Annotated in this window: 9 protein-coding genes; 4 read left to right on the plus strand and 5 right to left on the minus strand. The window is 65.9% G+C overall.

The window, feature by feature from the left end; translation table 11 throughout:
* Window positions 1-25: 25 nt before the first annotated feature.
* The 3 genes from odhB to typA all read right to left on the minus strand — a co-directional run bounded on the left by odhB (window position 26) and on the right by typA (window position 6,460).
* Window positions 26-1,309: a 2-oxoglutarate dehydrogenase complex dihydrolipoyllysine-residue succinyltransferase gene (gene odhB, locus FB600_RS18430; protein ID WP_098154145.1), complete on the minus strand. Its 1,284-nt coding sequence runs from the start codon at window positions 1,307-1,309 to the stop codon at window positions 26-28.
* Window positions 1,310-1,436: 127 nt separating this feature from the next.
* On the minus strand, window positions 1,437-4,307 hold the full coding sequence (locus FB600_RS18435) for a 2-oxoglutarate dehydrogenase E1 component (RefSeq protein ID WP_013697786.1): 2,871 nt from the start codon (window positions 4,305-4,307) through the stop codon (window positions 1,437-1,439).
* Window positions 4,308-4,639: 332 nt separating this feature from the next.
* Window positions 4,640-6,460: a translational GTPase TypA gene (gene typA, locus FB600_RS18440; RefSeq protein WP_025101217.1), complete on the minus strand. Its 1,821-nt coding sequence runs from the start codon at window positions 6,458-6,460 to the stop codon at window positions 4,640-4,642.
* Between the two features lie 326 nt (window positions 6,461-6,786).
* On the opposite strand from typA, the gene FB600_RS18450 reads away from it, so the two are divergent.
* The 4 genes from FB600_RS18450 (at window position 6,787) to FB600_RS18465 (ending at window position 11,799) form a co-directional block, all read left to right on the plus strand.
* Window positions 6,787-7,296, plus strand: coding sequence for a MarR family winged helix-turn-helix transcriptional regulator (locus tag FB600_RS18450; RefSeq protein ID WP_013697784.1), 510 nt, complete (start codon window positions 6,787-6,789; stop codon window positions 7,294-7,296).
* 51 nt (window positions 7,297-7,347) lie between these two features.
* Complete coding sequence (locus FB600_RS18455) at window positions 7,348-8,910, plus strand: efflux transporter outer membrane subunit (RefSeq protein ID WP_096749088.1); 1,563 nt, start codon at window positions 7,348-7,350, stop codon at window positions 8,908-8,910.
* Between the two features lie 71 nt (window positions 8,911-8,981).
* Window positions 8,982-10,214 carry an HlyD family secretion protein gene (locus tag FB600_RS18460; RefSeq protein WP_036051761.1) on the plus strand — a complete coding sequence of 411 codons (1,233 nt, stop codon included), beginning with the start codon at window positions 8,982-8,984 and terminating at the stop codon, window positions 10,212-10,214.
* 13 nt (window positions 10,215-10,227) lie between these two features.
* Entirely contained in the window at window positions 10,228-11,799 is a 1,572-nt protein-coding gene (locus FB600_RS18465) for a DHA2 family efflux MFS transporter permease subunit (RefSeq protein ID WP_017919159.1), read from the plus strand.
* Between the two features lie 97 nt (window positions 11,800-11,896).
* Here the strand turns inward: FB600_RS18465 and truB are convergent, their stop codons facing one another.
* Together truB and rbfA are read right to left on the minus strand one after the other, a co-directional pair.
* Window positions 11,897-12,835, minus strand: coding sequence for a tRNA pseudouridine(55) synthase TruB (gene truB, locus FB600_RS18470; protein ID WP_096749089.1), 939 nt, complete (start codon window positions 12,833-12,835; stop codon window positions 11,897-11,899).
* A 26-nt stretch (window positions 12,836-12,861) separates the two neighbouring features.
* Window positions 12,862-13,230: a 30S ribosome-binding factor RbfA gene (gene rbfA / locus FB600_RS18475; protein ID WP_013697779.1), complete on the minus strand. Its 369-nt coding sequence runs from the start codon at window positions 13,228-13,230 to the stop codon at window positions 12,862-12,864.
* Window positions 13,231-13,261: the final 31 nt, after the last annotated feature.

Below are 13,261 nucleotides of genomic sequence, written 5' to 3' on the forward strand. Positions count from 1 at the left end.
CGATTCAATGCGGGAAAGGCTGGGCTTACAGGTCGAGCAGCAGGCGTGCCGGATCTTCCAGCGCGTCCTTCATGGCGACCAGCGAAAGCACCGCTTCGCGGCCGTCGATGATCCGGTGGTCATACGACAGCGCGAGGTAGTTGATCGGGCGGATCACGATCTGGCCGTTCTCGACCACCGGGCGCTCCTTGGTGGCGTGCACGCCGAGGATCGCCGACTGCGGCGGGTTGATGATCGGCGTCGACAGCATCGAGCCGAACACGCCGCCGTTCGAGATCGAGAAGGTACCGCCCGTCATTTCCTCGATCGACAGCTTGCCGTCCTTGGCCTTCTGGCCGAATTCGGCGATCTTCTTCTCGATGTCGGCCAGGCTCAACTGGTCGGCATTGCGCAGGATCGGCACCACCAGGCCGCGCGGCGAACCGACCGCGATACCGATGTCGAAGTAGCCGTGATAGACGATGTCGTTGCCGTCGATCGACGCGTTCACCAGCGGGAACTTCTTCAGCGCGTGGACCGCCGCCTTGACGAAGAAGGACATGAAGCCGAGCTTCACGCCGTGTTCCTTCTCGAACTTGTCCTTGTACTTCGCGCGCAGGTCCATGACCGGCTGCATGTTGACTTCGTTGAAGGTCGTCAGGATCGCGTTGGTCTGCTGCGACTCGAGCAGACGCTCGGCGATACGCGCGCGCAGGCGCGACATCGGCACGCGTTGCTCCGGACGATCGTTCAGCCAGGTGGTGGCCGAAGCCGGAACCTTGACGTCCGGCAGCGCGGCGGCCTTCTTCGGCGCGGCGGCGGCCGGCGCCGAGGCAGCCTTCACCGGCGTGGCGTTGGCGCTCAGCGCGTCGCCCTTGGTGATGCGGCCGTCGCGGCCGGTGCCCGAGACCTGGCTCGGATCGACGCCCTTCTCGGCCAGCAGCTTGGCCGCGGCCGGCGAGGCCGTGGTGTTGCTCGAGCCCGAGGCGGCAGCCGCTTGCGCGGCCGGCGCGGCTTCCACCGCGACCGGCGCCGGGGCCGGACGCACTTCGGCTTCGCCCGCGGCGGCGGCCACGGCACCGGCCTTCGCCTCGGTGTCGATGGTGGCGATCACCTGGTCGGCGACGACCGTGTCACCGTCGTTCTGCAGCACTTGCGACAGCACGCCGGCTGCCGGTGCCGGCACTTCCAGCACGACCTTGTCGGTCTCGAGTTCGATCAGGATTTCATCCTGCGCGACCGCCTCGCCGGGCTTCTTCTTCCACTGCAGCATGGTGGCTTCCGAAACCGATTCGGAAAGCTGGGGGACTTTGACTTCTACGATAGCCATGACTTGATTCCTGGATGCTTGATCTGGGTAATGTCGGGATCCTGCGGCCTGGCTCGCGCTCGCGTTGCCGCGCGCGACGAGACAAACCGGGAACGCGCCTAGCGCGCTCCCGGTTCGTGAGGTCCGCTTATTTTGCGATCGACGCGCTCTTCAGGCGGCCGAATGCCCCTTCGATCAGGGCCTTCTGCTGCTCGTAGTGCTTCGCGTAGTAACCGACCGCCGGCGAGGCGGAAGCCGGGCGGCCGCTGTACGCGAGCTTCTGCCCTTCCTTCATGCCTTCCTTCAGGTGGTGTTCGATGTAGAACCACGGGCCCTGATTCTGCGGCTCGTCCTGCACCCAGACCACTTCGGTCGCGTTGTCGTATTTCTTCAGTTCCGCTTCGAACTGCTTGTGCGCGAACGGATAGAGTTGCTCGATCCGGATGATCGCCACGTCGTTCGCCTTCGCTTCGCGGCGATGCGCGACCAGGTCGTAATACACGCGGCCCGAGCAGGCCAGCACGCGCTTGACCTTCTTCGCGTCGATCGACTGGTCGGTTTCGCCGAGTACCGGTTGGAACGAACCCTTGGCCAGTTCCGACAGGTCCGAGACCGCTTCCTTGTGGCGCAGCAGCGACTTCGGCGTGGCGACGATCAGCGGCTTGCGGAACAGGCGGATCATCTGGCGACGCAGCAGGTGGAAGATCTGCGCGGGGGTGGTCGGCTGGACCACCTGCATGTTGTGATCCGCGCACATCTGCAGGAAACGCTCGATACGCGTGGACGAGTGCTCCGGACCCTGACCTTCGTAGCCGTGCGGCAGCAGCATCGTCAGGCCCGAGACGCGGCCCCACTTCACTTCACCCGAGGAGATGAACTGGTCGATCACCACCTGCGCGCCATTCACGAAGTCGCCGAACTGCGCTTCCCACAGCACCAGCGTGTTCGGTTCGGCGGTCGAGTAGCCGTACTCGAAGCCGAGCACCGCTTCTTCCGACAGCACCGAGTCGATCACCGTGAAGTTCGCCTGGCCTTCCGAGATGTTCTGCAGCGGCACGTAGGTGCCGTCGTTCCAGCGCTCGCGGTTCTGATCGTGCAGCACCGCGTGACGGTGCGTGAAGGTGCCCCGGCCCGAATCCTGGCCGGTCAGTCGCACGGCGTAGCCCGATGCGACCAGCGAGGCGAACGCGAGGTGCTCGCCCATGCCCCAGTCGAGCGGTTGATCGCCCTGGGCCATCTTGCGGCGGTCGTTGATCACGCGCTCGACCAGCGGGTGGACCTTGAAGTTCTCCGGCACCGTGGTGATGCGCTCGCCGAGACGCTTCAGCTCGGCCAGCGGCACGGCCGTGTCGGCCGCGTCGGTCCACTTGCGGTTCAGGAACGGCACCCAGTCGACCGCATACTTGCTCTTGTAGTTCGAGAGCACCGGATCGACCGTGTGGTGGCCGTCGTCCATCGCCTTGCGATAGGCCTTGACGAACTCGTCGCCCTGCTCGGCGGTGATCACGCCCTGCTGCACCAGCTTCTCGGCGTACAGCGCGCGAGTGCCCGGGTGCTGCGCGATCTTCTTGTACATCAGCGGCTGCGTGACCGCCGGCGTGTCCTGCTCGTTGTGGCCGAGCTTGCGGAAGCAGACGATGTCGATCACGACATCCTTGTGGAACTGCATGCGATAGTCGATCGCGATCTGCACCGCGAGCACCACCGCTTCCGGATCGTCGCCGTTCACGTGCAGCACCGGCGCCTCGATCATCTTGACCACGTCGGTGCAGTACAGCGTGGAACGCGCGTCGCGCGGGTCCGAGGTGGTGAAGCCGATCTGGTTGTTGATGACGATGTGCAGCGTGCCGTGCGTGCCGTAACCGCGCGTCTGCGCCAGGTTCAGCGTTTCCATCACCACGCCCTGGCCCGCGAAGGCCGCGTCGCCGTGGATCTGCACCGGCAGCACCTGCAGGCCGTCGGCGTCGCCGCGACGGTCCATCCGGGCCTTGGCCGAACCTTCGACCACCGGGTTGACGATTTCCAGGTGCGAAGGGTTGAACGCGAGCGACAGGTGGACCGGGCCGCCTTCGGTGGCGATGTCCGACGAGAAGCCCTTGTGGTACTTCACGTCGCCGGCCGGCAGGTCGTCGACGTGCTTGCCTTCGAATTCGGCGAACAGGTCGGCCGGCATCTTGCCGAGCGTATTGACCAGCACGTTCAGGCGGCCACGGTGGGCCATCCCGATGACGATTTCCTGCACGCCCTTCGAGCCCGAATGCTGGACCACTTCGTCCATCGCCGCGATGAAGCTTTCGCCGCCTTCGAGCGAGAAGCGCTTCTGGCCGACGTACTTGGTGTGCAGGTAGCGCTCGAGGCCTTCGGCGGCCGTGAGGCGGTTCAGCACGTGCTTCTTCTTGTCGGCCGTGAAGTTCGGCGTGGCGCGCGTCGACTCGAGACGCTCCTGCCACCAGCGCTTCTGCTCCGGATCGCCGATGTACATGTACTCGGCGCCGATCGTGCCGCAATACGTGTCGCGCAGCGACTTGACGATGTCACGCAGCGAAGCCTGCTCGAAACCGAAATACAGGTTGCTGGCGCTGAACGTCTGGTCGAGGTCGGCCTCGGAGAAGTCGTAGAACGCGGGTTCGAGCTCGGGGATCGCGGGGCGCTCGCGACGCTTCAGGGGATCGAGATTGGCCCATTGCGAGCCGAGGAAGCGATAGGCGCTGATCAGGGACTGGACGTGGACCTGCTTGCGCGCGGTGGCCAGATTGCCGGCATTGCCGCTGTCGCGCGGAATGAAGGCATTGGCCTTGGCGCGCTGGGCAAAGGATTCGACGATCGGAAAGTGGGCGACGTCGTTCGCGTTCGAACCATCCGTAGCCGGCACGTTCTGCAGCGCGTCGAAATACTCGCGCCAGTTGTCCGGCACCGATGCCGGGTTGTCCAGGTAGGCTTCGTACAGTTCTTCTACATACGAAGCATTGCCGCCGAACAGATAGGAGTTCAGCTGGAACTGCTTCATTACATCTGACATTTTACGCTCACCTTTCTTCGAGCTTCTCGAGAAATAGCGGGTTACTCAACCTTCCGCGACACGGCCTGACCGTTTAGCGGATTGCGCGAATCAAGTCTTGCTTGGAAGGACCTAAAACTTGCGTGCGCGCAGCATATCACAATACGCACCAACGAAGGTCACAATGTCGCACCCTCGAAGCCCTTCGCGGCGGGCTTTCGCGACAAATGGCCCCGATTTTGACAGGACTCGTAATAGTGTTTTACGAGGCCCGGTCGGCAGGACGCAAAAAAGCCGCCCGGAGGCGGCTTTTCTGGATTCTTTCCGAGGCAGGGCCAGGGCTCGAGACAGGCTTACTCGGCTTCGCGGCTGGCGCGGCGACGCTCGTGCTCCTTCAGGTGGCGCTTGCGCAGGCGGATCGACTGCGGCGTCACTTCGACCAGTTCGTCGTCGTCGATGAATTCGACCGCGTATTCGAGCGACATCTGGATCGGCGGCACCAGGCGCACGGCTTCGTCGGTACCCGAGGCGCGCACGTTGGTCAATTGCTTGCCCTTGATCGGGTTCACCACCAGGTCGTTGTCGCGGCTGTGGATGCCGATGATCATGCCCTCGTAGAGCGCATCGCCCGGCTTCACGAACATGCGGCCGCGATCCTGCAGCTTCCAGAGTGCGTAGGCCACGGCCGCGCCGTCGTCCTGCGAGATCAGCACGCCGTTGCGGCGCTCGCCGACCGAGCCTTCCTTGACCGGTGCGTAGGAGTCGAAGATGTGGCTCATCAGGCCCGTGCCGCGCGTGAGCGTCAGGAACTCGCTCTGGAAGCCGATCAGGCCCCGCGCGGAGATCTTGTACTCGAGACGCGTGCGGCCGCGGCCGTCCGAAGCCATGTCGAGCATTTCGCCCTTGCGGCGGCCCAGCTCTTCCATCACGCCGCCCTGGTGCTCGTCCTCGACGTCGATGGTCAGCTGCTCGTACGGCTCCTGCTTGACGCCGTCGACTTCCTGCAGCACCACGCGCGGACGCGACACGGCCAGCTCGTAGCCCTCGCGGCGCATGTTCTCGACCAGGATGGTCAGGTGCAGTTCGCCGCGGCCCGAAACCTCGAACACGGTTTCGTCGCCGGTGTCGCGCACGCGCAGCGCCACGTTGTGGTTCAGTTCCTTCATCAGGCGATCGCGGATCTGGCGGCTCGTCACGAACTTGCCTTCACGACCAGCCAGCGGCGAGGAGTTGACCAGGAAGTTCATGGTCAGCGTCGGCTCGTCGACCGTGATCATCGGCAGCGCTTCCGGCGTGTCGACGGCGCAGATCGTCGCGCCGATGCCGACATCCTCGATACCGTTGATCAGCACGATGTCGCCGGCCTCGGCCGACTCCACCTGAACGCGCTCCAGGCCCTTGAACGAGAGCACCTGGTTGATCTTGCGGCTCAGCACCTCGCCTTCCGGGCCGAAGCGCATCACCACCGGCTGGCCCGGCTTGATGCGGCCGCGCGTGATGCGGCCCACGCCGATCCGACCGACGTAGGTCGAGTAGTCGAGCGAGGTGATCTGCAGTTGCAGCGGCGCCTCCGGGTCGGCCGGGCGCACCGGCACGTGCTGGAGGATCGCCTCGAACAGCGGACGCATGTCGCCGTCGCGTGCCGACGAATCGAGCGAGGCATAACCGTTCAGGCCCGACGCGTAGACGATCGGGAAGTCCAGTTGCTCCTCGGTCGCGCCGAGCTTGTCGAACAGGTCGAAGGTCTGGTTGATCACCCAGTCGATCCGCGCGCCCGGGCGGTCGATCTTGTTGACCACCACGATCGGCTTGAGTCCCAGCGCCAGTGCCTTCTTGGTCACGAAGCGGGTCTGCGGCATCGGGCCTTCGACGGCATCCACCAGCAGCAGCACCGAGTCGACCATCGACAGCACGCGCTCGACCTCGCCGCCGAAGTCGGCGTGGCCCGGGGTGTCGACGATGTTGATGTGGGTGCCTTCGTACTCGACCGCGCAGTTCTTCGCGAGAATCGTGATCCCGCGCTCTTTTTCGATGTCGTTCGAGTCCATCACCCGCTCGACCATCTGCTGGTTCTCGCGGAAGGTGCCGGACTGGCGCAGCAGTTGGTCGACGAGCGTGGTCTTGCCGTGGTCGACGTGGGCGATGATGGCGATATTGCGAAGGGCGCGGGTCATAGAAACCTGAAATCGAAACCTGATGATCGGACACGCAAAAACGCGCGTGGATGGTCGTGCCTCACGCGCGCTGCTGCTTATTGCATCCTGGAAAGCCTAGGATTATAGCACGCCGGGATGTCGCGAACCGAGCTTTCGCTGCGGTGCACACTGACTGTCGCGCCGGCGCCATTCCGGCCCCTCGATCGCCGCCCTTCCCCGATTCGCCGGCCGACCGTCTACGTATCGGCCCCGATTGCCCGCGTCGTCACGGCGGTTCATTATTTGCCGCGGCAATCAAGCACGCCTATACTGCTGCCTAGTCAACTATTGCAGAATCAGAGACTATGCCGGATTCCACCTCTTCCTCCGCCCGCGGCCTGTCGCTGTCGGCCTATCCGATCAACGACAGCGTCGGCTACCTGCTGTCGCGCGTGCGCTCGCTGATGACCAACCTCGTCACGCAGCGCACCCAGACCGAGCTCGGCATCACCGGCACCCAGGCCAGCATGCTGTTCATGCTGGCGGTCGGAAAATGCTCGACGGCCGCCGAGCTGGCGCGTGAATACGCGATCGATGCCAGCGCCGTCACACGGCTGCTCGACCGTGTCGAGAAGCGCGGGCTGCTGTCGCGCGTGCGCAGCCACGAGGACCGCCGGGTGGTGCGGCTCGAGTTGACCGACGAAGGACGCGAGCTGGCCGAGCGGATGCCGGAGATCTTCATCAGCGTGCTCGACCAGTTGCTGAACGGCTTCACGCCGGAGGAAGTCGGCTTCCTGAAAAGCATGCTGCGGCGGATTCTCAGCAATTACTGCGGCGACGGCGGCACCGGCAACCCGGCCGGCTCCGCCCAATAAACCGTGCCATAACAATAATTTTCAATGGATCGACATAAGGAAATCCTTGCAATGTCCACCATTCATCCAGGGTCGGGGGCCGCTGTCCGGCCGATGCGCGGCACGCTGGCGGCGGCCATCGCCGCCTTCGCACTGGCCGGCTGCGCCAACTACATGGGCATCCACAGCGATAAGCGAATCGCGCCCGAATCGCAGTTCGACAGCACGCAGAGCCTGCCCGCCGAAGGCGGCCACTGGCCGGCGCTCGACTGGGCGAGCCAGTTCGGCGATCCGCAACTGCCGAAGCTGATCGACGAGGCGCTCGAGGACAATCCGAGCATCGCCCAGGCCCAGGCGCGCCTGGCCAAGGCCTCGGCCTATATCCAGTCCTCGCGCGCCACCCTGTTCCCGAAGGTCGAGGGCAGCTATTCCTGGACCCGCGAACTCTACTCGGGCAACGGACTGTTTCCGCCCCCCTATGGCGGCAGCTGGTTCAGCGAGAACAACGCACTGCTCAGCGCCTCATGGGAGCTCGACCTCTGGGGCAAGAACCGTGAAAAGCTGAAATCGGCGGTCTCGCAGCAGAAGGCCGCGCAGGCGGAGTTCCAGCAGGCGCGCATCACGCTCGCCACCTCGATCGCGCGCACCTACAACCAGCTCGCCCAACTCTATGCGCTGCGCGATATCGCCCAGCGCGAGATCGGCAATCGCGAGACGGTCGGCAAGATCACCGAGGGCCGCGTCGGCGCCGGGCTCGATACCAATGTGGAACGGCAGACCGCGCGCGGCAACGTGGCGACCAGCCAGTCCTCGCTGTCCGAACTGGACGGCCAGATCACCACGGTGCGCTACCAGCTCGCCGCCCTGCTCGGCAAGGGGCCCGACCGCGGCCTGCAGATCGCCATGCCGGTGCTGAAGCCGGGCGGCGCCATCGACCTGCCCGGCAACATCCCCGCCGACCTGGTCTCGCGCCGCCCCGACATCGTCGCGGCGCGCTGGCAGGTCGAGGCACGCATCGCCGACGTGAAGGAAACCAAGGCCGAGTTCTTCCCCGACGTGAATCTCGCGGCGGGCTTCGGTTTCGATGCCTTCGGCTGGGGCCAGTTCCTGAAGTTCGCGAGTCGCCAGGCGCAGTTCGGCCCGGCCGTGCACCTGCCGATCTTCTACGGCGGCGCCCTGCGCGCGCAGTTGCGCGGCAGCTACGCCGACTACGACCTGAGCGTGGCGAACTACAACCAGACGCTGATCGGCGCGCTCAACGACGTGGCCACCCAGGTCGCCACGATCCGTGCCGTCGACAAGCAGATGGGCGATGCGCAGCGCGCGCTCGACGCGTCGACGCGCGCCTACGAACTCGCCGTGATCCGCTACAAGGCCGGCCTCTCGCCGCAACTGCAGGTGCTCAGTGCCGACATCAACCGCCTGAGCGCCGAGCAGACCGTCACCAACCTGGTGATGCGCCGCCGCGACATGCAGATCGGCCTGATCAAGTCGCTGGGCGGCGGCTTCGACGCGACCGGCACGCCGCTCGCGGCCGCCCCGGAGAAACCGGCGGGCGCGGCAGCCCGGGACGCGACGACGGCACATGCGCCGCCACCGGCCGCGACCGCCACGCAGCAACAGGCCGCGAACTGATGCCGGCCGCATCGTCCGCACCTGCCTGACACCACTCGCACCACCGACAAGAATCGACGGAGAACCTCGCCATGAGCGACCCTCAGCAAAACGCCGCCGCCCGGCCGAACAACGCGAAACGCAAACGGATGATGACTCTGCTGGCCGTCATCATCCTGATCGCCGCGATCGCCTACGGGCTCTACTACTTCCTGGTCGCGCGCTTCCGGGAGAGCACCGACGATGCCTACGTGAACGGCAACGTGGTGCAGATCACGCCGCAGGTCACCGGCACCGTGATCGCCGTGAACGCCGACGATACGCAGACCGTCACGGCCGGCGCGCCGCTGGTGGTGCTCGACCCGGCCGACGCGCAGGTCGCGCTGCAGCAGGCCGAGGCCAACCTGGCGCAGACCGTGCGCCAGGTGCGTGGCCTGTTCGTCAACGACGACCAGTATCGCGCCCAGGTCGCGCTGCGCGAATCGGATCTGTCGAAGGCGCAGGACGACCTGCGCCGGCGCCTCGCGGTGGCACAGACCGGCGCGGTCTCGCAGGAAGAGATCTCGCACGCGCGCGACGCCGTGAAGGCCGCGCAGGCCTCGGTTGATGCCGCCCAACAGCAGCTCGCCTCGAACCGCGCGCTGACCGCGAACACCACCATCGCCGATCACCCGAACGTGCTCGCCGCCGCCGCCAAGGTGCGCGACGCCTACCTGAACAACGCGCGCAACACGCTGCCCGCGCCGGTCACGGGCTACGTCGCCAAGCGCTCGGTGCAGGTCGGCCAGCGCGTCGCGCCGGGCTCGCCGCTGATGTCGGTGGTGCCGCTCAACGCGGTGTGGGTCGATGCCAACTTCAAGGAAGTCCAGCTCACCCACATGCGAATCGGCCAGCCGGTCGAGCTGACGGCCGACATCTACGGCTCCTCGGTCAAGTACCACGGCAAGGTCGTCGGCTTCTCGGCCGGCACCGGCTCGGCCTTCTCGCTGCTGCCGGCGCAGAATGCAACCGGCAACTGGATCAAGGTGGTGCAGCGCCTGCCGGTGCGCATCGTGATCGATCCGAAGGAGCTCGAGCAGCATCCGCTGCGCATCGGCCTGTCGATGCAGGTCGATGTCGACATCAAGGACGATCACGGCGGCCAGCTCGGCAACGTGCCGAACACGGTCTACCAGACCGACGTGTTCGCCAAGTACGGCGACGAGGCCGACGCCGAGATCGCCCGCATCATCGCGCAGAATGCCGCCGGCGCCACGTCCTCGCGCGGTGCCGCCTCGCCCGCTTCGGCCAGGCCGGCCGCGCGCCCGGCGCCGAACCTGATGTAAGCGCGGAGCGCTCATGGCCCAGCCCCAACCACCCGCTCCCCACCCGCCGCTGCAAGGCGGCCAGCTCGTGCTCGGCACGATCGCGGTGTCGCTCGCGGTGTTCATGAACGTGCTCGACACCTCGATCGCGAACGTGGCGATCCCGACCATCTCGGGCGACCTCGGCGTGTCCTCGGACCAGGGCACCTGGGTAATCACCTCGTTCGCGGTGGCCAATGCGATCTCGGTGCCGCTGACCGGCTGGCTGACCGACCGGATCGGCCAGGTGCGCCTGTTCCTGGCCTCGATCATCCTGTTCGTGATCTCGTCCTGGCTCTGCGGCCTGGCGCCGAGCCTGCCCTTCCTGCTGGTGTCGCGCGTGATCCAGGGCGCGGTGGCCGGCCCGATGATCCCGCTCTCGCAATCGCTGCTGCTGTCGAGCTATCCACGCGCACGCGCGCCGATGGCGCTCGCGCTGTGGTCGATGACAACGCTGATCGCGCCGGTGGCCGGCCCGATTCTCGGCGGCTGGATCTCGGACAACTACTCCTGGCCGTGGATCTTCTACGTCAACATCCCGGTCGGCATCGCCGCCGCGATCGTCACCTGGATGATCTACCGCAGCCGCGAATCGCAGACGCGCCAGGCGCCGATCGACGGCGTCGGCCTGGCCCTGCTGGTGATCTGGGTGGGCTCGCTGCAGGTCATGCTCGACAAGGGCAAGGACCTCGACTGGTTCGCCTCGACCACCATCGTGGTGCTGGCGCTGACCGCCATCATCGCCTTCGCGTTCTTCGTGATCTGGGAGCTGACGGCCGAGCACCCGGTGGTCGACCTGTCGCTGTTCCGGCAACGCAACTTCACCGGCGGCACGATCTCGCTGGCGATCGGCTACGGGCTCTATTTCGGCAACCTGGTGCTGCTGCCGCTGTGGCTGCAGACCCAGATCGGCTACACGGCGACCGACGCCGGGCTGGTGCTGGCGCCGGTCGGCTTCTTCGCGATCCTGCTCTCGCCCCTGACCGGCAAGTTCCTGCCGCGCACCGATCCGCGCTATATCGCGACGGCCGCGTTCCTGGTGTTCGCGCTGTGCTTCTGGATGCGCTCGCGCTATACCACGGGCGTGGACGAATGGTCGTTGATGGCGCCGACCTTCGTGCAGGGCATCGCGATGGCGGGCTTCTTCATCCCGCTGGTGTCGATCACCTTGTCGGGGTTGCCTGGCCACCGGATCCCGGCCGCCTCGGGCCTGTCGAACTTCGTGCGGATCATGTGCGGCGGGATCGGCACCTCGATCTTCCAGACCGCCTGGGACCATCGCAACAACTTCCATCACGCGCAGATCGTCGAGCAGGCCAACGTCTACAACCCGATCTTCAACCAGACCGTCACGCAGATGGGCAACCTGGGCTTGAGCGAGCAGCAGGCCAACGGCCTGATCAACCAGATGGCGACCCAGCAGGCCGCGCAGCTTGGCGTCAACGACCTGTTCTACCTGTCGGCCGCGATCTTCGTGGTGCTGATCGGCCTGATCTGGATCACCAAGCCGGAAAAGGCCAACAGCGGCGGCGGCGATTCGAGCGCCGCGGCTTCGGCGGCACACTGAGGCAAGCAGCTCGCCTCGCTCGTCGCGCAGAAAGGAAAATGCCCGGTCGAACCGATCGACCGGGCATTTTCGTATCCGCCAGCGCTTCAGGCCAGCGTCATTGCGGCTCGCCGCTCACTACCAGGCGCTCCGGGGCCAGCACGCCCTCGCTCAGGCGAGCCACGCCGAGCAGGCATTCGGCCTCGTCATACACACGCACGCGATCGCCATCCTGGACGCCCAATTCGGGCACCGAGGCGAGCCGCAGGCGCTGGCCATGACGGAAACGCTTCGCCTCCTCGGCCGTGAGCTGGACACGCACGAAGGTCGACAGCAGCGCGTCGACGGGCTGCAGCCAGCGATCGCGCTCGGCCGCCTCGGCATCGGACAACGCATCGAGCGTGACGGCATGCTCCAGCGTCAGCGCGCCGACACCGGTGCGGCGCAACGCAACCAGGTGCGCGCCGCAGCCGAGCGCCTCGCCGATATCCTCGGCCAGGGTGCGCACGTAGGTGCCCTTGCTGCAGGTCACGCGAAAACTCACGTCCGGCAAGGCGCAGTCGAGCAGCTCGAGCAGGTGGATGGTCACCTGGCGCCCTTCGCGCTCGACGGTCTGGCCGGCGCGCGCATATTCGTAGAGCGGCTTGCCGTCGCGCTTGAGCGCCGAATACATCGGCGGCACCTGCACGATCTCGCCGAGAAAACGCGGCAGCACGGCCTCGATCGCCGCACGATCGGCCTGCACCTCACGCGTCTCGATCGCCTCGCCCTCGGCGTCGCCCGTGGTGGTGCGAATGCCGAGGCGCATGGTGGCCTCGTAGGTCTTGTCGGCTTCGAGCAGATCCTGGGAGAACTTGGTCGCCTCGCCGAAACAGAGCGGCAGCAGGCCCGAGGCGAGCGGATCGAGCGTGCCGGTGTGGCCGGCCTTCTTGGCGAGGTAGAGGCGTTTCGCGCGGATCAGCGCGTCATTGCTGGACAGGCCGATCGGCTTGTCCAGCAGCAGCACGCCGTCGAGCAGCCGGCGCGGCACGCGCGGGCGTTGAGGAGCAGTCGTCATGGCGAGATCGGGATCGGCGGGGCGGCTCAGTCGTCCTTGGCGCGCGTCGAATTCGCCTGCTCGATCAGGCGCGACATCTCGACAGCCTTCTCGATCGTCTGGTCGTAATGGAAATGCAGCGTCGGCACGGTATGGATATGCAGGCGCTTGAACAGCAGGTTGTGCAGGTGGCCCGCGGCGTGGTTCAGCGCGTCCTGGGTCTGCAGCGGGTCGCCGGTGAGCGCCGTGAAATAGACCTTCGCATGCGCGTAGTCGGGCGTCAGCTCGACGCTCTGGATCGTCACGATGCCGATCCGAGGGTCCTTCACCTCGCGCATGATCAGCTCGGACAGATCGCGCTGGATCTGGTCGGCAATCTGCACGTTGCGATTGGGAGAGGTACGTTTCTTCGTCATGGTATTTCCGTCATTCCGTTCATCGAACGGG

This window comes from Burkholderia sp. SJZ089 (assembly GCF_007828315.1).
GTDB classification, from domain to species: domain Bacteria; phylum Pseudomonadota; class Gammaproteobacteria; order Burkholderiales; family Burkholderiaceae; genus Burkholderia; species Burkholderia gladioli.

Excerpts from the sequence above, each read along its gene's own strand:
- odhB (WP_098154145.1), bottom strand. The coding sequence starts at position 1,309 with ATGGCTATCGTAGAAGTCAAAGTCCCCCAGCTTTCCGAATCGGTTTCG.
- FB600_RS18435 (WP_013697786.1), bottom strand. The coding sequence starts at position 4,307 with ATGTCAGATGTAATGAAGCAGTTCCAGCTGAACTCCTATCTGTTCGGC.
- typA (WP_025101217.1), bottom strand. The coding sequence starts at position 6,460 with ATGACCCGCGCCCTTCGCAATATCGCCATCATCGCCCACGTCGACCAC.
- FB600_RS18450 (WP_013697784.1), top strand. The coding sequence starts at position 6,787 with ATGCCGGATTCCACCTCTTCCTCCGCCCGCGGCCTGTCGCTGTCGGCC.
- FB600_RS18455 (WP_096749088.1), top strand. The coding sequence starts at position 7,348 with ATGTCCACCATTCATCCAGGGTCGGGGGCCGCTGTCCGGCCGATGCGC.
- FB600_RS18460 (WP_036051761.1), top strand. The coding sequence starts at position 8,982 with ATGAGCGACCCTCAGCAAAACGCCGCCGCCCGGCCGAACAACGCGAAA.
- FB600_RS18465 (WP_017919159.1), top strand. The coding sequence starts at position 10,228 with ATGGCCCAGCCCCAACCACCCGCTCCCCACCCGCCGCTGCAAGGCGGC.
- truB (WP_096749089.1), bottom strand. The coding sequence starts at position 12,835 with ATGACGACTGCTCCTCAACGCCCGCGCGTGCCGCGCCGGCTGCTCGAC.
- rbfA (WP_013697779.1), bottom strand. The coding sequence starts at position 13,230 with ATGACGAAGAAACGTACCTCTCCCAATCGCAACGTGCAGATTGCCGAC.